Genomic DNA, 19,248 nt, shown 5'->3' with positions numbered 1-19,248 from the left:
CCGGGTCTTTTTTGAAGAAAGGAATTTGCGATGAAGCTTTCTTTTTTTTTCAGCTCGGCATTTTTACTTAATCGACATTTTTTGTGGCTACTGTTTATCGTTAATTTCGCCGGGACGATATACGGTTATATGTGGTATGAAAATCAGTTGCTTTGGACGATAGAGCAGAAGGAAAGCTGGATGCTGCCGTTTGTTCCCGACTCGCCAACGGCCAGCTTGTTCTTCTCGCTTTCCATTCTTTATTTGTTATTCGCACCACAAGGCAAAAGCCCGTTTGTTCGTTGGGCACAAATGATTATCAATGCGCTTGCTGTCGTCTGTTCAATCAAGTACGGCGTCTGGGCGACTGCAATCATTATTGCTGGAGCGTTGCAGGGGGAACCGCTAAATTGGCAAAGCTACATGCTGATGGCTTCACACTTGGCTATGGCGGTTGAGGTTACCCTGTACGCGAGATTTATGAAGCTTGGCACAATCAGCTTTTTACTGGCGACAGCGTGGCTGCTGCTGAATGATACGATGGATTACACCTTTGGCATCTACCCTTGGCTGCCTTCAACGCTGCAGGATAATGTTGACGCTGTAAAGCTGTTTACTTATTTATTGTCGCTGACCAGCCTTGTTATTGGCTACATTAGCTGGAAAGCAGCAAGGAAACAAGCATAACTTGTCCGCCATCCCCATATGATGAGAATAGGGGGGATGGTTATGAGATTTCGCACTTGGATTATGGCGTGTCTTTGTGTATGCTGCATTATTGGAACTGCGGCTACAGTGTTCGGCAAAGACTTGAGCATTTTGCCTAATGAGCACAGCGCCGCCGAGAAAAGACTGGTAAAGCTTGAAAACACCATTGCCGAGCTGTATAAGCAAAGCAATGATTACCATAAGCAAGAGGTATTCCGTTTGCTGCAAAGCTTGAAGCATCAGCTGGACGAGCCTGAGCTGCTGCAATTCGGTACGGCTAATGCATGGATAATGATGAAGTCCGATGTGCTTGCTGCGGAAAAGGCGCTGGTTGCCGGAAAGGCAGGCATTGTTTGGCGCGAGCCGGTTAACCGTTTGCGACTTGCAGTGGACGCCTTGCTGCAGGCTGAGCATGGGCCGTGGCTGCAATATGAGTCATTAATGCTTGATGATTTGCAGTCGATTCGCAGAGCAAGCCGTTCCAGCCAGACACATGCTCCGGAGATGACAGCGATCTATATAGAGAAACTGTTTGAGCGGATTGGCAGAATGGAGGTCGCTGCTTATATGGTTGGCGATGAGGAGCAAATGAATCAGCTGCTGAAGCGCTCTGAGCTGCTAAAAAACTTTATGATTCTGCATCCGGACGGCTGGACTCAGGAGCAGCAAAGCCGCTTAATGGCTATTGTCGATCATCTCGAGCTGTCTGTGCACGCTTTATTTGCACAAGCGGAGGAGACCATTACCGTTCCGGCTGTTTCAATGCCGACGGGCATTAATCCAACGAGCTTTGCGCTTTTTATCGGCGCAATTATTTCGGGCTTTCTAACTTTTGCCGGCTACCGCAAATACAAGCAAGAGCCTTATGGGGTGAAGGATTGGAGAATTTGACGCTAGTCCTCATCCTCCTTAAAGCCTTCACCAAGCACCTCTTGCACTTCATGAATAACGATAAAAGCGCCAGGGTCGATACTGCGTACAAGCTGCTTCAGACGATGAGTCTCTGAGCGCTGTACGACACAGTATACGACCTTTTTTGTTGTGCCGGAATATGCACCTTTAGCGGGCATAATTGTAACGCCGCGATCCATCTCTGCGGTTATTTTTTCTGCAATTTGCTCGCCTTGATCGGTAATAATGGAAAACGCCTTGGCGATATAGCCGCCATTTTGCATGAAATCAATCATTTTGGAGGCAATAAAAACCATAACAAGCGTATACAAAATTTTGTCCAGTGAAATATAAAAAACGGAAATCCCAATAATGATCGTATCCGCGATTAAAATGATTTGTCCCATGCTATAGCCTTTCCAGCGCGACAAAATTCTCGCGACGATATCAATTCCGCCCGTTGTGCCGCCAAAGCGGAACACAATGCCAAGGCCTGTGCCAAGCGTGACGCCAGCATAAAGTACAATTAGCATGGAGTCATAGCCCTGCTCAAATGAAATAATGCTCGACAGGCGATCGTAGCTTTCGAATAAAGCTAAAAAAGCAGATAGCGCCAAGGAGCCGTATATCGTGAACACCATTTTTTTGCTGCCGAGTATTTTCCATCCGACTAAAAATAATGGAATATTGATGACAAGTGTTGTAATCGACATCGGAAGCTGAAAAATATAGTTGAACAGTACAGCGATGCCTGTCACGCCCCCTTCCATAAGCTGATTGGGGATAACAAAGCATTGCAGGCCGAATGCGTAAAGCGCCGCTCCAATTGTAATCGGGATTACTTGCTTCATAATTTGCAGCCATTTTTTATTCATCATCATCATTCCTTTACTGGCAAAGCTATAGGTAGTATACGTTACTTTTCATCGCAAAAAACATTGTTTTCTTAATAGTGATACGGTAACATATAATTGAAACGTTAGTTCTGGAAAGGAAGTTAAATATGACTGAAAAATCACTTGCGCAAATCCAGCGTGAAGTTGACCAATACATATCACAGTTCAAGGAGGGCTACTTCAGCCCGCTTGCTTTAGTAGCCCGCTTAGCTGAAGAGGTAGGCGAGCTGGCGAGAGAAGTGAATCATTCGTACGGCGAGAAGCCGAAGAAGCCAGATGAAGCAGACAACTCGATCGAGATGGAACTGGGCGATATACTATTTATTTTAAATTGCTTTGCCAACTCATTAAATATTGATTTGACCAAGGCTCATGACCAGGTTATGAACAAATTCAACACACGTGATGCCAACCGTTGGACAAAAATAGAAAGTGAATAGGTGAGAATATGACAATAAAGGTAGCAGTAATCGGTGCAAGCGGCAGAATGGGCAAGGAAGTTGTTAAAATGGTTTTGAATGATGAAGCGCTGCAGCTGGTAGCAGCTGTTTCCCCTTCGCAAGCAGGGGTTGATGCAGGCGAGCTGGTAGGCATGAAAGCAACCGAAGTTACAGTCGTAGCTTCATTGGAAGAAGCGATCAATCGTGCCCAAGCTGATGTTATGGTTGACTTTACAGTGCCGGATCTCGCATATGAGCACGCAAAGCGGGCAATAGAGGCTGGCATTCGCCCAATTATGGGAACAACAGGCTATACGCCTGAGCAAATTGCCGAGCTCGATCAGCTTTGTCAAGAGCATCGAATTGGCGGCTTGATTGCGCCTAACTTTTCAATCGGCGCTATACTAATGATGAAATTCGCTCAGGAAGCGGCTAAATATATGCCTCATGTTGAAATTATCGAATACCATGGCGATCAAAAGCTGGATGCGCCTTCAGGCACCTCAATCAAAACAGCTGAATTGATTGCGCAAACCCGCCAGGAGCTGCGTCAAGGCAATCCGGCCGAGAAAGAGACAATCGAAGGAGCACGCGGCGGCTATTATGAAGGCTTCCGTATTCATAGTGTACGCTTGCCAGGCGTTTTTGCGCAGCAGGAAGTTATTTTCGGCGGAAATGGGCAAACCTTGAAAATTCGCCATGATTCATACGATCGCGCTGGCTATATGCCTGGTGTCAATCACGCAGTTAAAAAGGTGATGGGCTATACAGGGCTTGTTTACGGCTTTGAGCATATTATGGATTAATCTAACTTTATATCGCAGCTAAAGAGGAGAATGGTTATGTTGAATATTGCATTTATCGCACATGATAGAAAAAAAGAAGAAATGGTCAATTTTGTAATTGCATATGAGCATGTGTTTGTACCTCACAAGCTATATTCAACGGGGACAACGGGCACGAGAATTATGGAGCAAACGGAATTGCACATTCATCGCTTCTGCTCTGGACCGCTCGGTGGCGATCAGCAAATTGGCGCGCTTGTTGCTGAAAATGAAATGGATCTGATCATTTTCCTGCGCGACCCGTTAATGGCACAGCCGCATGAGCCGGATATTACAGCATTGCTGCGTTTATGCGATGTTCAAGGTATTCCTGTAGCGACTAATATTGCGACTGCTGAGCTGCTCGTTAAAGCGGTTGAGCGCGGAGATTTTTCATGGCGAGAGCTTGTTCACAAATATAAGCCGGGAGTAGAAGGATAATGGAGCAGCTTGACATTTTAGTGTTCGGAGCTCATCCGGATGATGCCGAGATCGGAATGGGAGGAACCATTGCCAAGCATGCAGCGGCAGGCTATAAAATAGCAATTTGTGATTTAACACAAGCTGAAATGTCATCCAATGGCACCGTAGAGCTGAGGCAGCAGGAAGCTGCCCTTGCCTCTGCGGTGCTTGGTTTATCATTTAGAAGCTGCTTAAAGCTGCCTGACCGCGGCTTGCGGATGGAAAAGGCGCATATCGATCCAATTGTAGCAACGATTCGCAAGCATCGTCCGCGCATTGTATTTGCGCCGTATTGGGAGGATCGCCATCCGGATCATATCATGTGCAGCAGGCTGGTTGAGGAAGCGATTTTCAATGCCAAATTAAGAAGGTATATGCCCGAGCTGCCAGCATGGCAGGTTGAGCAGACGCTGTTCTACTATATTAATGATGTACATAACGTAGCATTAATGACAGATATTAGCGAAGTTCAGCATCTGAAGGAACAGGCTTTGCGCGCATATGCTTCACAATTCAATACTGCAGCTACACAAGATGGAGTGGCAACTCCGCTTACAAATGGCTATGTTGAGCGCGTAGCGGCAAGAGACTCGCTGCTTGCGCAGCCGAAGGGCTGGCAGTATGCTGAAGGCTTTGCAGTAAAAGGACCTTATCCAATTGCGATGCTATAGAACTTTGTGTAATCAGGAGGTGCGTCACCCTGACGCGTAAACTTAAAATAGGGATAACCTGCTACCCGACACTCGGGGGCTCTGGAGTTGTTGCGACTGAGCTTGGCAAGCTGCTTGCCGAACGAGGTCATGAAATTCATTTTATTACGCATAGCGTACCATTCCGCTTGGGCAAGTTTCACAAGAACATTTATTTTCATGAGGTCGAGGTAAACGATTATTATGTGTTCCGCTACCCTCCTTATGATCTTAGCCTGGCAAGCAAAATGGCCCAAGTTGCGCAAATGCAAAATCTCGACTTGATTCATGTTCATTATGCAATTCCTCATGCGGTTTGTGCGTATTTGGCGAAGCAGATGCTGAATAATGGCTTAAAAACGGTTACAACGCTGCATGGCACCGATATAACGGTGCTGGCGCAGGATGAGTCGCTCAAGGACTTGATTCGTCTGGCGATCCACCAAAGTGATGCGGTTACAGCGGTGTCGCAGGATCTAATTCGGGAAACGCGACAATTGCTAGATATTGCTACGCCGATTGAGCTAACTTATAACTTTGTTGACAAGCGTGTATACTATCCACGCGATATTACTGGACTTCGTCAAGATTATGCTGCGCCAAATGAGAAAATTTTGATGCATATATCGAATTTCCGACCAGTAAAGCGCGTATCGGATGTCGTTGATATATTTGAAAAGGTACAGCGCAAGCTGCCAGCCAAGCTGTTGCTAGTTGGTGAAGGACCGGAGCTGACAAAAATTCAATGCAAAATTAAAGCGATGGGACTAGAGCATAAGGTTCTGTTTTTAGGAAAGCAGGAGGATGTGGCGCAAATTATATCGCTTGCTGATGTTTTGCTATTGCCTTCCGAGAAGGAAAGCTTTGGCTTGGTAGCACTGGAAGCGATGGCTTGCGGTGTGCCGACAATTGGCTCCATGGCAGGAGGCATCCCTGAGCTTGTCACACATGGCGAGACAGGATTTTTATCACCAGTTGGCGATATAGACGCGATGGCGGAGCATGCAGTCAAGCTGCTTAGCGATGACAAGCTTTATCAGACATTTGTCGCTGCTTGCATTGAACGTGCTCACACAGAATTTTGCAATGATCGAATTACGCATGAATACGAGAGCATTTACTATAAGGTGCTGGGCCTTGAATCGGAAATCAAGCCGTTCTCTTATGATTTATGTCGCTCTTAGTAGGTGAAGCGCATGACACAGCAAATTAACCCACGACTTATTCAGCCTGCTATGAGGGAGGCATGTTCGGTGCTGGACATCCTCCTGCATGCAGGCTTTTCCGCCTTTTTTGTAGGCGGTGCAGTACGAGATACATTGCTCGGCAAGCCTATTCATGATATAGATATTGCGACAAGCGCCAGACCGGAGCAGGTGCTGGAGCTGTTTCCCCGCAGCATACCAACCGGGTTGCAGCATGGAACGGTAACGGTTGTTCATAAGCATAATAGCTATGAAGTGACGACCTTTCGCACAGAGTCAAGCTATAGTGACTACAGACATCCCGGGCAAATTGCTTTCGTTGACGAGCTTGAGCAGGATTTGCAGCGAAGAGATTTTACAATAAATGCGATGGCAATTGACCGGCATTGGAAGCTTTATGATCCGTATGGCGGGCAAAGTGATTTACATAACCGCATTTTGGCTACAGTAGGCTCAAGCAGCCAACGCTTTCAGGAGGATGCGCTGCGCATGCTGCGCGCACTCCGTTTTGCCGCTGCTTATCGCCTGCGTATAGACGAGCAGTGTCAACAGGCGATTTGGCAGCACGGCGAGCTGCTGCAGCATATTGCGATGGAGCGGGTTGCATATGAGCTGGGAAGGCTGCTGCAAGCCGATGAACTGCATCCTAATTTGCACATGCTGAAGGAAAGCAGGCTGCTGCATTTTACGAAGGAAAAGCTGCTGTTGGCGAATGGCAGCTTGCGACAGCTGCCATCTATCGCTTCGCGGGCGGAGAGCACATGCTGGGCGCTGTTATTTCTTCATTTTGGTTTGAGCAGCGGACAGGCTGCCCATGATATGAGGAGGCTGCGGCTTAGCAAGCGGCTGCAAGGCGATGCAGGCACGCTGCTGAAGCTTTGCGAGTGGCTGCAGCAAGCCGTTGAAGAAACGGATGCAGCTGCTCAGACTAATAACAGGCCTGGACTGGCTGACGAGCTGAAGCAGCAATGGCTGCAGCTGCTGCTGCAATATCCGCTTGAGCTGCTTGAGCTATGGCTGGAGCAATTTCAACCGTTTTCTACTCAGGTAAAGCTGCTGCAGCAGCTTCATGAATCATTGCCAGTAAAGAGCGTCAAGCAGCTTGCTGTGCAAGGTAAGCAATTGCTTGATTGGAGTAATAAACCGGCAGGACCATGGCTGAAAGCGCTGCTGGAGCAGTTGTTCATAGCAGTTGCCAGCGGCAAGCTTGGCAACAATAAGCAGGAGATCGAGAGATTTGTAAAAGCACAGAATGAGGATGATGCAATCAATGAATAATAATGAGCGGCTTATTCAATTGCTAACGGCCTCCGACCAATTTATTTCGGGGGAAAAAATTAGTGAGGAATTGGGGATTAGCAGAACAGCAGTTTGGAAGCAAATAAAAAAGCTAGAAGCGCAAGGCTATGAAATCGAAGCGATTACGAAGCAGGGCTATCGTCTGCTCTATGCGCCAAGTCCATTCCAGGCTGACAAGGTAGAGCAGGTACTTGCCGGTCATCGCTTTGGGCATACGATTCATTACTATGACGCCGTTTCCTCTACCCAAACGATTGCTCGCGAGCTTGCTGAGCAGGGCGGAAAGGAAGGCATCGTTGTGCTGGCGGAGCAGCAGCTGCAAGGAAAAGGCAGAATGGGACGCAACTGGCATTCGCCCTATGCAAAGGGTGTATGGATGAGCATTATTTTACGGCCAGCAACGCCTATTCAGCTGGCGCCGCAGCTTACATTGCTAGCGGCAGTTGCTCTAACGAGAGCGATTCGCACTGTCACTGCGCTTGAGGTCGGCATTAAATGGCCCAATGATATTTTGCACCAGGGCAAAAAGCTTAGCGGCATTTTGCTTGAATCGGCGGCGGAGGAACAGCAGCTTCGATATGTTATTGCCGGGCTCGGCATAGATGTGAATCTTGGAGAGAAAGATTATGATCAAGAGCTGCTGCAAAAAGCGACCTCGCTGCGAATTGAAAGCGGCAAGCCGCAGCAGCGGGAAAAGCTGGTGGAAGCGATTATGCTTGAGCTCGAGGCGTTATTCAATCTTTACGATCAGAAAGGCTTCCAGCCTATTGCTGAGCTGTGGGAGAGCTATGCCCTGTCACTTGGCAAGCGGATTAGCCTAACGACGCCACAGGAGCAGTTTGAAGCCGTTCCGCTTCGTTTAACCGCGGCTGGCTCAATTGTAGTCAGAATGGATGATGGCAGCGAACGGGAAATTTATTCTGCAGAGATGGGTGAAATAAAGCAGTAATTTACGAGCTGGCTATTTTCTGCTACACTAGGTCTACCAGGCAGTATTCGTAAGAAACTGCACTGATTTGTGTATATATCTAAAATGAATATTTAGAATGCACACTCTGCTCAGAGCCGAAGGGACCGAGACAGAAGGAAGCATTACTAGCAATCGTTTCCTTTACGTTCGAGGACCTTTTTAGCGATGGCTAAAAGGTTTTTTTGTGCTGACCAACAACTAAAGGAGCTGAATGAATTGAAAAAAAGACTGACGATTTCTGCAATGGCGAAGATGAAAGCAGAAGGTATGCCGATTTCGGTGTTGACCGCTTATGATTATCCTGCCGCCAAGCTCGCTGAGGAAGCAGAGGTAGATGTAATCCTTGTTGGCGATTCATTAGGAAATGTCGTGCTTGGCTACGACACTACAATTCCCGTTACGCTTGAGGATATGATCCATCATGCGCGAGCTGTGGCACGTGGAGCACAGCATACCTTTATTGTAACCGATATGCCATTTATGACGTACGGTGTAACGATAGAGCATACATTAACGAATGCAGCACGCATTATGCAGCAGGCTCAGGTGCAGGCTGTCAAGCTGGAGGGTGGTGCAGAAATTACCGCTCATGTGAAGGCGCTGGTCGATGCTGGTATACCCGTAATGGGCCATATTGGCTTAACACCGCAAGCCGTTCACCAGCTTAGCGGCTACAAGGTACAGGGCAAGCTGGAAAAAGATGCAAAAAAGCTGCTTGACGATGCGCTTGCCTTGCAGGAAGCGGGGGCATTTGCCATTGTGCTGGAGCTTGTAACCGAGCAGCTTGCAAGCTATATTAGCGAGCGACTGGAAATTCCAACGATTGGCATCGGTGCCGGACGCGGCTGTGATGGTCAAGTACTTGTGTATCATGATATATTGCAATACGCATCACCGCATGTTTCAAAACGATTTGTGAAAAGCTATGCAGATGTCGGGACGACAATTCGTGATGCAATTAGTCAATATGTGCAGGACGTGAAAAGCCGCCAATTCCCAGCTGAGGAGCATGCCTTTCAAGGCGAGGCAGGCACACTGGATTCATTATATGGACATGGCTCAGCTTCTGCACAATCAAAAGGAGCCAACAACTCATGAACATTTGTCGTACGAAGCAGCAGCTGAAGCTGGCTGTTAAAGAGGCAAAGGGACAAGGAAAAACGATCGGCTTTGTTCCAACAATGGGATATTTGCACGAAGGGCATGCAAGCTTGCTGAGAGCTGCAAGAGAAGAAAATGATATCGTAGTTCTTAGTATTTTTGTCAATCCAATGCAATTCGGACCTAATGAAGATTTGGACCGCTATCCAAGAGATGAGCAGCGTGATGTAGCGCTTGCGGCACAATGTGGTACAGATATTGTTTTTATACCATCCGTTCAGGAAATGTACCCGAGCAAACCGTTGACCTCCATTAAAGTCGCAGAGGTTAGCGAACGATTATGCGGCGCCTCGCGCCCCGGACATTTCGACGGCGTTGGTTTGGTCGTAAGCAAGCTGTTTCATCTAGTTGAGCCGACACGGGCATATTTTGGCTTGAAGGATGCCCAGCAGGTTGCTGTTATCGAGCAAATGGTTGCTGATTTGGATATGAATGTCGAAATTGTTCCGTGTCCGATCGTGCGCGAGCCTGACGGCCTTGCACTAAGCTCGCGCAATGTGTATTTATCGGCGATACAGCGGAGTGAAGCTACTGTGCTGAGCGAGTCGCTAAGCGAGCTTGCCAATGCACTAAAGCTGAACGGCGCAATGACACCAGCGCAATGCATTGAGCTCGTAACTGACAACATAAAGGAGAAAACCTCTGGCGACATTGATTATGTTGAGCTGCTGGAATATCCTGCATTGATGCCAGTACCTGCACACGAGGGCTTGCTTGATGCTTTGGCAGATCGCAAATTTATTGTGGCACTAGCAGTGCGTTTTGGCAGTACAAGATTGATTGATAATGCGTTATTCCATGTAGAAGAGGTGATCGAACGTGTATAGAACGATGATGAAATCGAAGCTACACCGTGCGACAGTGACAGAAGCGAATTTAAATTATGTGGGCAGCATTACAATAGACGAGGAGCTAATGGAGGCTGCCGATTTGCTGGAAAATGAAAAAGTGCAAGTTGTCAACAACAACAATGGCGCTCGTCTTGAAACCTATGTTATCAAGGGAGAACGCGGCAGCGGAGTGATTTGCTTGAATGGAGCAGCTGCGCGCTTGGTACAGCCGGGAGATCATGTTATTATAATTTCATACAGCTTAATGACCGAGGAGCAAGCTCATTCGTATAAACCGACAATTGTCGTGTTGGATGCAAATAATAAGCCCGTTCAATATATGAATGGTGAAATTCACTCAACCATACTATAATCAAGTTAATCCCTTCATTATGTAACAGCTGCCATGCTGAATGAAAACAGAGCTTTCAACAAAAAATGACCGTACACTCCAACAACTTTAAGAAGGCGGGATGTGGAATGATCAATGAACTGTTTTCATCCATGCATGAACTTCTTGACTACATTATTGAGCATTACAGTAACGCAGACGATGAGCTTAAAGCTGAATTTTGCTATCGTGTGCAGCAGCTGAAGGAGACCAATGATTTATTGATGGATCATTATGTATCGGTTGAAGAAAAGCTCGTGCTGTTTTTTGAGCTGTATCGCTGCTTGCAGGAGGAAGCTGTGCAGCAGGCTGCTGAAGCAGAGGCTGCATCGACGAATGTGACTGCAGCAGATTCATTGCCCAAGCGTCAGTCATCAGCTCAGCACGACATACCGAAGCAGCCGCAGCCGCAATATCCTGCTGGCATTACTGCCTTATATCACGAGTCTGAAGCGGCAAGCTGCAATGAATGTGATTTGTTCATTTCTCCCGAGCATGAGCTGGCTTTGGATCAGGCACAGGGCTATTATAAGCTGTTTATGTTTGCAGAAGCTGCACGGATTTTGCAAACCATTATAGCGGAACAGCCTGAATGCAATATCGCTCGCATTTATTACGGAATGAGCTTGATGCATTTGCGCAACTGGAGTGAAGCGCAAAGGCAGTTTCAATTATTAACGGTATTAAGTGATTTTCCCAAATGGCTTGCACTCAGCTACAATGCACTCGGCTGTATACAAGCAATCAAGCTTAATTTAAATCAGGCAGAGCTGCTGTTCAAAAAGGCTTATCAGCTTTATCCGCAGTTTGAGGATCCACTTAAAAATTTGCAAAGCTGTGTGGAGTCGCCTCAGCATCTGTCATTATATTTTGGAAGCACGGAATTGTGCTGTATGTGAGAGGAACGGTCTAGGAATGAAATATGCCATTTTGGATTTGGAGACAACAGGACATAGCGTGTTGGACCAAATTATACAAATTGGGCTGGTCGTTGTATCGGATGAGCTTGAAGTCGTCGATACGTTCAGCACATTTGTAAAGCCAACAGTTGAAATTCCAGCCTTTATCACTAATTTGACTGGAATTACCGAAGCTGATGTTCAAGATGCTCCTGATTTGAATGACGCGCTGCTTGAAGTGATTCCACGGATTGATGACGCCGTTCTCGTTGCTCATAACGTTGGCTTTGACGCCAATTTTCTAAATCATGCCCTTGATCAATGCGGTTACCTTCCGTTTGCCGGAAGGAGACTTGATACTATGGAATTATTGCGTATTTTATTCCCTTCCATTACTTCTTATCAATTAGGAACGGCAGCCGAGCAGCTTGGCATCGTCCATGAGCAGCACCATCAAGCAGATGCTGATGCTATGGCAACAGCCCAAATTTTCATCCAATGTGTTCAAAAGCTTCGTTCCCTGCCGCTGCTTACTTTGCAGCGGCTATCTTCATTTTTTGATGAGAGCCGCGATTTAGGCTGGTTTATGAAATACAATGTGGGACTCGCCGAGCAAGCAGTGCTGTTTGATTCTGCTGAATATGATTATTATCGGCAGTTTGCACTAAAGGCCAAGCCTTGGCAAGAAGAGGCTTCAGTACGTGAAGCTGAGAATGCAAACAACTATTTTGAGCAATCTAAAAGCTTTTCCCAATACATTGAGGATGTACAAGCTCGCTTTCAAGAGCTTTATGCCAATTATGAGCAGCGAAAGCCGCAAATGCAGATGTTCTCTGATGTATTTGATGCGTTAAGCAATCAGAAGCATTTATTGATAGAAGCTGGTACCGGTACCGGTAAATCGCTTGGCTACTTAATTCCGGCGTTGTATTACGGCATTCAGGCGGAAGAAAAAATTGTTGTCAGCACGCATACGATTAATTTGCAGGAGCAGCTCAGACATCGCGATGTTCCGCTGCTTAACGAAGTGCTGCCCTTTCCCATTCGCGCTTCACTGCTGAAGGGACGCAGCAACTATTTATGTATGCGAAAATTCGAGCACAAGCTTAATTTGCTTGACTTTGTTGCGCCTGTTGATGATCCGATTACAGCAGCGCAAATGGTCGTTTGGCTGACTGAAACGGAAAATGGCGACCAAGAGGAGCTTAATTTGGGACTGCGCGGTCAAGATTTTTGGGGAACAGTAGCTAGCGACGCAGATTCCTGTCTCAATCGCGCCTGTCCATGGTTTAAGCGCTGCTACTATCATCGCGCCAAGCATGAAGCAAATATTGCTGATGTTTGCATAACAAATCATTCGATGATTTTTACGGACATTCAAGCTGATCATCGTCTATTGCCAAGCTACAATTATTTAGTGCTGGACGAGGCGCATCATTTGGAAGAAGTGGCGAGCAAGCATCTTGGCAACCAATTGAATTATTTTTCGTATATTCATGCAATGACTGCGCTGTATAAGGATATGAGAAGCGGGCTGCTGCCTTCATTGCGCGTACGGATTGCAGAGGATGGCGATGACCATCTGGCGGCCTGGAACGAGACAATAGACAGCGCTTATCCGACCCTGCAAACGATTAAGGAATATTGGGATAAGCTGTTTGAATATATGTATGAGGTCGTTTGCAATGAAGCTGAGCAGTCCAATGAACAAGCGGCTGATCAGGCAGGAGCGCTTGTGCTGCGTCTTAATCGCAATAAGCTGCCGCAGCAGTGGAGCAGTATTGTTGAAAGCGAAAATGAGGTTTATGTTCAGCTGAATCGCTTCGCCAAGACGCTTGAGAAGCTTGCTTCTGACATTAAGGAACGACTTGATGATGATTTGGTGTTGAATGGGCTGCTAACGGATCTGGGCGGTGTTGTACGTGAGCTGAGCACGATCAAGGATGAGCTTAGACAATTTATCGAATTCAAAATGGAAGATTATGTATACTGGATTGAAGGTGCGCAAGCATATAAGCATCGTTCATTACAGCTGCTTTCCTCGCCGGTTGATGTTTCCAATCTGCTGAAAAAATATTTGTTTGATGTCAAGGATAGCGTTGTTATGACCTCCGCTACATTGTCGATTCAGAAAAACTTCACATATGTGAAGGAGCAGCTTGGCTTGGAGGGATACAATGAGAGCGGCAGATTAAATGAGGTTATTTTGGAGTCGCCGTTTAATTATCGGGAGCAGGCGCTCGTTATTATCCCGCGTGATTTCCCGGTGCTTAAAGGGGCTAATATTCCAGCCTCCTATCTTGACAAGCTTGTTCATTCACTTAGCGACAACGCCTTGCAGCTCGGCGGTAAAATGCTTGTGCTGTTTACCTCCTATCGCATGCTGAAGCAGGTATATGATCCGTTGAAGGACATTTTGGAGCCCCAGCACATTACTGTACTTGGGCAAGGCATAGACAGCAATAATCGAACAAAGCTGACAAGAAGATTTTTACAGCAAAAAAATTCAATTTTGTTAGGTACAAGCAGCTTCTGGGAAGGCGTGGATATTCCCGGTGAAGCGTTGCAATGTCTTGCTATTGTTAGATTGCCATTTCAGCCGCCAAATCATCCATTAATTGAAGCAAAATCCGAGCTGCTTATTCGCCAAAACAAAAATCCGTTTATGAAGCTGTCGATACCACAAGCCGTCATTCGCTTCAAGCAAGGCTTTGGCCGCCTGGTTCGCACAGCGAGCGATAAAGGAATTGTAATTATTTATGATACTCGTGTCATCGAAGCCTATTACGGCAAGCATTTTCTATACTCCTTGCCTGGACCAAAGATTGAAACGATGCATGCAGATCAGATGATGCAACGAATGGAGCAGTGGCTGGCGGAGTAAGCCTCTAGCGCTATATGAGGATGTTCACACGCACTAAAAGACTGTTTTTAGGAGGAGCATGATATGAAGCAAACGAAAATTTCGGATGCGGTCGTCAAACGATTGCCATTATATTTGCAGGTGCTGAATGAGCTTAAAGCTCGTGAAGTAAAAACAGTCTCCTCGCAGGAGCTAGGTCATTTATTGGATTTTAATCCTGCACAAATTCGCAAGGATCTTGCTTATTTTGGCGACTTTGGCCGCAAAGGGATCGGCTATGAGGTCGATTATTTGATTGAAAAAATACGCCATATTCTTAAAATTAATCAGACGATTTCAGTTGCCTTGATCGGAGCGGGCAATTTGGGACATGCGTTATGCAATTACAATAAATACAGCAAGGACAATATGCAGATCGTTGCCGTTTTTGATGCGCATGAAGCCAAGGTTGGGACTAAAATTAACAATTTGGTCGTGCAGCCTATGGAAGAGCTGGCTGACACGATCAAGCAGCAAAAAATTAGAATCGGAATTATAACTGTGCCTGCACAGGAAGCGCAAAACGTAGCGAATCAGCTTATTGCAGGCGGCATTGAAGGCATCCTGAATTTTGCTCCAACAATATTGCGAGCGCCAGACGAGGTTCGCGTGCAGCATGCAGATTTTACGAAGGAGCTGCTTAGTCTGGCCTATTATTTGAATCATAAAGAGGAGGGCTACGATGAGTCAGATATGGATTAAAAACGGCGCATTCATTACGATGGCTGCTGGAGAGCCGCAGCTTTTAACCGGACATATGGTTGTGGATCAAGGCGTCATCTCCTATATTGGTGAGCAAGCGCCGCAAGTGAGCGAGCAAGCTGACATTATAGACGGCAAAGGCTTATTATTTATGCCGGGTCTGGTCAATACGCATGGACATGCGGCAATGTCGCTGCTGCGCGGTTTTTCTGATGATTTGAATTTACAGGTTTGGCTGCAGGAGAAAATGTGGCCAATGGAAGCCAAATACGAAAACGCCGATACAAGAGCAGGCAGCGATTTGGCAATCGCTGAAATGCTGCTTAGCGGTACGACAACCTTTGTCGATATGTATGATCGAATGGACCAGGTTGCGCAAGCAGCTGTGGATGCAGGAATTCGTGCCTTTTTGACGCGAGGCGTCATCGGCTTATGCTCTCCAGAGGAGCAAACCGCCAAGCTGGAGGAAGCGATTAGCTTCGCCAAGCAATGGAACGGTGCAGGCGACGGACGAATTCGCACGATGCTGTCTCCGCACGGCCCTTACACATGTCCGCCAGATTACATTCAGCGCATTATTCAGGCAGCCCATGATCTTGATTTGCCACTTCATACGCATATGTCGGAAACGAAAGCAGAAGTGCAGCAAAATATTGATCAATATGGCAAGCGTCCAGCTGCACATCTTGACGAGCTAGGCTTTTTTACAAGACCTGCTTTGCTCGCTCATGCTGTTCATTTGACGGATGAGGAAATCGAATTGCTGGCACGCAGAGGCGCGTCAATTTCTCACAATCCGATTAGCAATTTGAAGCTAGGCAGCGGTGTGGCGCGCGTGCCTGAACTGCTGCGCGCGGGTATCAAGCTATCACTTGGTACGGACAGCGTCGCCAGCAACAATAATCTTGATTTGTTTCAGGAAATTCGTGCTGCTGCACTGTTACATAAAGGTGTTAATGGCGATCCAACTGCTGTTCCGGCCTATACAGCTCTTCAGCTAGCTACCTCCTTGGGAGCGCAGGCGATCTGGCATGATCATATTGGCTCGCTGGAAGCAGGCAAAGCAGCTGACTTTATTGCAATCAATATCGATCAGCCTCATTTCTTCCCTCGTACGGATCTAGTGTCGCATCTCGTATATGCAGCAAATGGCCGAGATGTTCAGCATGTATGGGTGGCAGGCAAGCAGCTGGTGAAAAATAGAGAGCTGTTGACTATGGATGAGGAGAAAATACGTTTCGAAGCACAGGCGGCTTACGAGCGTTTATTGGTTTAGCATGAGAGCGATTGAAAAAAAACGTCCGCCATTAATGAATCGAAGACGGTGGATTACATTAATTATTGTGCTGATCATCTTGTTAATCGTCGGCATAACCTTATTTTATCGATCCATTCATCGTGAGCTTTGGCAGGAAAAAAGCGAAGCCGAGCAAATCATTGAGCAAAGTGAAGCTTATAATTTGGAAACGTTGGAGTCACTTAACAAGTATGTATGGGAAAATCCATACTGGATTTTATTGGCTGACACAACAGATACAGCGACTAAAACGTATTCGGTCTGGTCAGGCGATCAGCAAATTGCCAAGCTTGCCTACGCCGATGCCGTGTCACAGGAAGATATGCAGGCCATTGTGCAGTCCTCTAAAGCGAATGCTGAAAGCATAAGGCTTCAGGTCGGATATGCATTCGGACAGCTTGTATGGGAAGTTAAATATAAGGACAGCGAAACTACCCACTCTAAAATAGCCTTTTACAGTTTGGCAAGCGGCAGCTTTATCGATGAATATACAATACCTAAGGAAGCGAGACCTTAATGGCTCGTTTCCTTTTTTTATATAATTCATAATGATAGCAAAAATGATATACTATTTGATATATGATGGATATATCAATCTAAACAGATAGAGGTGTTAACATGAGAGAAATGAAGCTCAAACCGTTCATAATTGCATTTGTTGTCGTTCTTGTGTTGCTTGTAGGCGGGAGCTTTACGTATCAATATGTTGCACAGGAAAAGCCGATGCAAGAAAAGCTGGACAAGCTTGTCTATTCCAATATTTTGCTGCCTGTTGAGAAGCAGGATGGCTCATATCATTTAACAATGGAAGTCGTTAAAGATTGCAAGCTGCAAGAAGCGATGGAGGAGCTGAAGCAAGCGGTACAGGAGTACGATTTAACAGAGGAAAACTATGATGTACAGCTGCTTAACAAATCCAGCGAGCTGCAGGACGTTTGGCAAGGACAGCTGTTTGCTATAGCTGAAATTATGGCTAATCAGCAATATTCCGAGCTTCCGGAGCTGATGCAAACGATTGAGAAGGAGCATCCTGATGTGCAGGCAGATGCAAGTATGGACGAGAAATATGTATATATTACGCTGTTGAAGGACGGTCAGCGCTTTGATAAGCTGCTGCCGCTTGATGGCGGCAAAATGGAGGTGTGGCAGGATGCGCAATAGTATAAAGGAAATCGCATTGGGCTCAATCGCCGCCATGATTGTTTTTGTATTAGGCTATACGGTTCATATTGGTGCTGCTGCTCTGGCACTGCTGCTGTTTGCTGTTATCTTTTTTATTAATCGCAGCTCAAAAGCGGTTGCCGGATTGGCAAGCTTGAAAAATAAAAAGAGCAATCGAATACAACGCATTACCTTTGATGAGGTTGGCGGACAGGATCATGTCAAGCAGGAGCTGCAGGAGGCGCTTGATTTTCTCGTCAACCGCGAGCAAATTGCCGAACGCGGTATTCGCATTATGAAAGGGATTTTGCTGACTGGACCGCCGGGAACGGGGAAGACACTGCTTGCAAAGGCTGCAGCCAATTACACGGATAGTGTATTTATTGGAGCCTCTGGTAGTGAATTCGTCGAAATGTACGTCGGTACAGGCGCGAATCGCATACGCGAGCTGTTCCAGAAGGCACGCAATGAAGCAAAGGCAAAAAACAAAAAAAGCGCGATCATTTTTATTGACGAAATCGATGTCATTGGCGGCAAGCGCGATGGCGGGCAGCAGCGGGAATACGATCAAACGCTGAACCAGCTGCTGACGGAGCTGGACGGAATTTACCATGACGCCGACGTTCATATTTTGCTTATAGCAGCAACGAACCGCAAGGATATGCTTGACGATGCGCTGCTAAGACCTGGACGTTTTGACCGCCATATTGAAGTGGCATTGCCGGACAAGCGCTCAAGAAAGCATATTTTGCAGCTGCACGCCGCTAACAAGAGGCTCGCAGACGACATTAACTTTGACGAGTTGGCCAAGGATACGTATCAATTTTCCGGAGCACAGCTTGAGGCTGTAATGAACGAGGCTGCCATCTATGCGATGCGCGAGCAATTTGAAGTTATTCAGCAGCAGCATATTCAAGCTGCGATCGACAAAGTATTGCTAGGAGAGAAAAACAACCGTGAAGCGAGCAAAGAGGATAAAATCCGTATTGCGCGCCATGAGCTTGGCCATGCCATAATGGCAGAGGTTACGACACCCGGCTCCGTAGCACAGGTGGTGCTGTCACCTCGCGGCGGGGCGCTAGGTTTTGTGCGGCATACACCACTGGCTGATAAATACTTGTATACGAAAACAGAGCTTGAGCACAAAATAATGGTAACGCTTGGCGGGGCTGTAGCTGAGGAAATCTTTTATGGAGAACGAAGCACTGGCTCACGCGGCGACTTCGATCAAGCGCTTAGCATTGTCAAGACGATGGTGGAGTCTGGCTTAACAAGCCAAGGAATTATTAACTCGAGCATGATGACTGCAGATCGTTGGAGCATAATCAGCAACGAGGTTTTGAATGATTGCCTGGCCCAAACGAAGCAGCATTTGAGCGAGCGCATTGACATTTTTGAACAAGCTTTGCCTGTATTGCTAGAAGAGGAATTTTTAAGTGGTGACAATTTTCGCAATATTTTAAACAACTAGCTTTAAAATGCGATAAATTTGTAACAATTCGCATAATAGCGCTTACCTCATCTACAAAATATCTTAAAAAC

Annotated in this window: 20 protein-coding genes; 19 read left to right on the top strand and 1 reads right to left on the bottom strand. The window is 46.6% G+C overall.

All coding sequences use genetic code 11. The features are described from left to right. Positions 1-30: 30 nt before the first annotated feature. The gene (locus KJS52_RS03720) at positions 31-666 is read left to right on the top strand and encodes a DUF1405 domain-containing protein (RefSeq protein WP_213513275.1); all 636 of its coding nucleotides are present in this window, start codon (positions 31-33) and stop codon (positions 664-666) included. Between the two features lie 42 nt (positions 667-708). Then, positions 709-1,578 carry a sporulation protein YpjB gene (locus KJS52_RS03715; protein ID WP_213513274.1) on the top strand — a complete coding sequence of 290 codons (870 nt, stop codon included), beginning with the start codon at positions 709-711 and terminating at the stop codon, positions 1,576-1,578. Between the two features lie 2 nt (positions 1,579-1,580). Here KJS52_RS03715 and KJS52_RS03710 read toward each other — a convergent pair whose 3' ends face one another. After that, positions 1,581-2,453, bottom strand: coding sequence for a YitT family protein (locus tag KJS52_RS03710; RefSeq protein WP_246563104.1), 873 nt, complete (start codon positions 2,451-2,453; stop codon positions 1,581-1,583). Between the two features lie 128 nt (positions 2,454-2,581). Between KJS52_RS03710 and KJS52_RS03705 the strand changes: the two genes are divergently transcribed. The 17 genes from KJS52_RS03705 to KJS52_RS03625 all read left to right on the top strand — a co-directional run bounded on the left by KJS52_RS03705 (position 2,582) and on the right by KJS52_RS03625 (position 19,177). Continuing rightward, entirely contained in the window at positions 2,582-2,914 is a 333-nt protein-coding gene (locus KJS52_RS03705; RefSeq protein ID WP_213513270.1) for a nucleotide pyrophosphohydrolase, read from the top strand. An 8-nt stretch (positions 2,915-2,922) separates the two neighbouring features. Continuing rightward, entirely contained in the window at positions 2,923-3,720 is a 798-nt protein-coding gene (gene dapB / locus KJS52_RS03700) for a 4-hydroxy-tetrahydrodipicolinate reductase (RefSeq protein WP_213513268.1), read from the top strand. Positions 3,721-3,756: 36 nt separating this feature from the next. After that, positions 3,757-4,179 (top strand): methylglyoxal synthase, encoded by a 423-nt coding sequence (locus KJS52_RS03695; protein WP_213513266.1) that lies wholly within the window; start codon positions 3,757-3,759, stop codon positions 4,177-4,179. Next, complete coding sequence (gene bshB1 / locus KJS52_RS03690; RefSeq protein WP_213513264.1) at positions 4,179-4,871, top strand: bacillithiol biosynthesis deacetylase BshB1; 693 nt, start codon at positions 4,179-4,181, stop codon at positions 4,869-4,871. Before KJS52_RS03695 ends, bshB1 begins: the two co-directional genes overlap by 1 nt. 29 nt (positions 4,872-4,900) lie before the next feature. Beyond that, positions 4,901-6,073: an N-acetyl-alpha-D-glucosaminyl L-malate synthase BshA gene (bshA, locus tag KJS52_RS03685; protein ID WP_213513802.1), complete on the top strand. Its 1,173-nt coding sequence runs from the start codon at positions 4,901-4,903 to the stop codon at positions 6,071-6,073. Positions 6,074-6,085: 12 nt separating this feature from the next. After that, positions 6,086-7,372 (top strand): CCA tRNA nucleotidyltransferase, encoded by a 1,287-nt coding sequence (locus tag KJS52_RS03680; protein ID WP_306433563.1) that lies wholly within the window; start codon positions 6,086-6,088, stop codon positions 7,370-7,372. Further along, a complete protein-coding gene (locus KJS52_RS03675; RefSeq protein ID WP_213513262.1) occupies positions 7,365-8,342 on the top strand; it encodes a biotin--[acetyl-CoA-carboxylase] ligase in 978 nt (325 codons plus the stop codon). Before KJS52_RS03680 ends, KJS52_RS03675 begins: the two co-directional genes overlap by 8 nt. 237 nt (positions 8,343-8,579) lie before the next feature. Beyond that, entirely contained in the window at positions 8,580-9,461 is an 882-nt protein-coding gene (panB, locus tag KJS52_RS03670; RefSeq protein ID WP_373871333.1) for a 3-methyl-2-oxobutanoate hydroxymethyltransferase, read from the top strand. Then, positions 9,458-10,351, top strand: coding sequence for a pantoate--beta-alanine ligase (gene panC / locus KJS52_RS03665; RefSeq protein WP_213513260.1), 894 nt, complete (start codon positions 9,458-9,460; stop codon positions 10,349-10,351). The genes panB and panC overlap by 4 nt, the downstream gene beginning before the upstream one ends. Then, a complete protein-coding gene (gene panD / locus KJS52_RS03660; RefSeq protein ID WP_213513258.1) occupies positions 10,344-10,727 on the top strand; it encodes an aspartate 1-decarboxylase in 384 nt (127 codons plus the stop codon). The genes panC and panD overlap by 8 nt, the downstream gene beginning before the upstream one ends. 107 nt (positions 10,728-10,834) lie before the next feature. Continuing rightward, positions 10,835-11,644 (top strand): hypothetical protein, encoded by an 810-nt coding sequence (locus KJS52_RS03655; protein ID WP_213513257.1) that lies wholly within the window; start codon positions 10,835-10,837, stop codon positions 11,642-11,644. 16 nt (positions 11,645-11,660) lie between these two features. After that, positions 11,661-14,528 carry an ATP-dependent DNA helicase DinG gene (gene dinG, locus KJS52_RS03650; protein WP_213513256.1) on the top strand — a complete coding sequence of 956 codons (2,868 nt, stop codon included), beginning with the start codon at positions 11,661-11,663 and terminating at the stop codon, positions 14,526-14,528. Positions 14,529-14,591: 63 nt separating this feature from the next. Beyond that, positions 14,592-15,248, top strand: a complete 657-nt coding sequence (locus tag KJS52_RS03645) for a redox-sensing transcriptional repressor Rex (protein WP_213513255.1) — start codon at positions 14,592-14,594, stop codon at positions 15,246-15,248. After that, positions 15,229-16,524 (top strand): amidohydrolase, encoded by a 1,296-nt coding sequence (locus KJS52_RS03640; RefSeq protein ID WP_213513254.1) that lies wholly within the window; start codon positions 15,229-15,231, stop codon positions 16,522-16,524. Before KJS52_RS03645 ends, KJS52_RS03640 begins: the two co-directional genes overlap by 20 nt. Position 16,525: 1 nt before the next feature. Beyond that, on the top strand, positions 16,526-17,062 hold the full coding sequence (locus KJS52_RS03635) for a hypothetical protein (RefSeq protein ID WP_213513253.1): 537 nt from the start codon (positions 16,526-16,528) through the stop codon (positions 17,060-17,062). Positions 17,063-17,163: 101 nt separating this feature from the next. Continuing rightward, positions 17,164-17,706, top strand: coding sequence for a hypothetical protein (locus KJS52_RS03630; protein ID WP_213513251.1), 543 nt, complete (start codon positions 17,164-17,166; stop codon positions 17,704-17,706). Further along, positions 17,696-19,177, top strand: coding sequence for an AAA family ATPase (locus tag KJS52_RS03625; protein WP_213513249.1), 1,482 nt, complete (start codon positions 17,696-17,698; stop codon positions 19,175-19,177). The genes KJS52_RS03630 and KJS52_RS03625 overlap by 11 nt, the downstream gene beginning before the upstream one ends. The last annotated feature ends 71 nt before the right edge of the window (positions 19,178-19,248 follow it).

It is taken from the genome of Paenibacillus montaniterrae, assembly GCF_018403185.1.
GTDB classification, from domain to species: domain Bacteria; phylum Bacillota; class Bacilli; order Paenibacillales; family Paenibacillaceae; genus Pristimantibacillus; species Pristimantibacillus montaniterrae.
The sequence above is the reverse complement of the archived record's forward strand: the minus strand, read 5'-3'. Positions and strand labels throughout refer to the sequence as shown.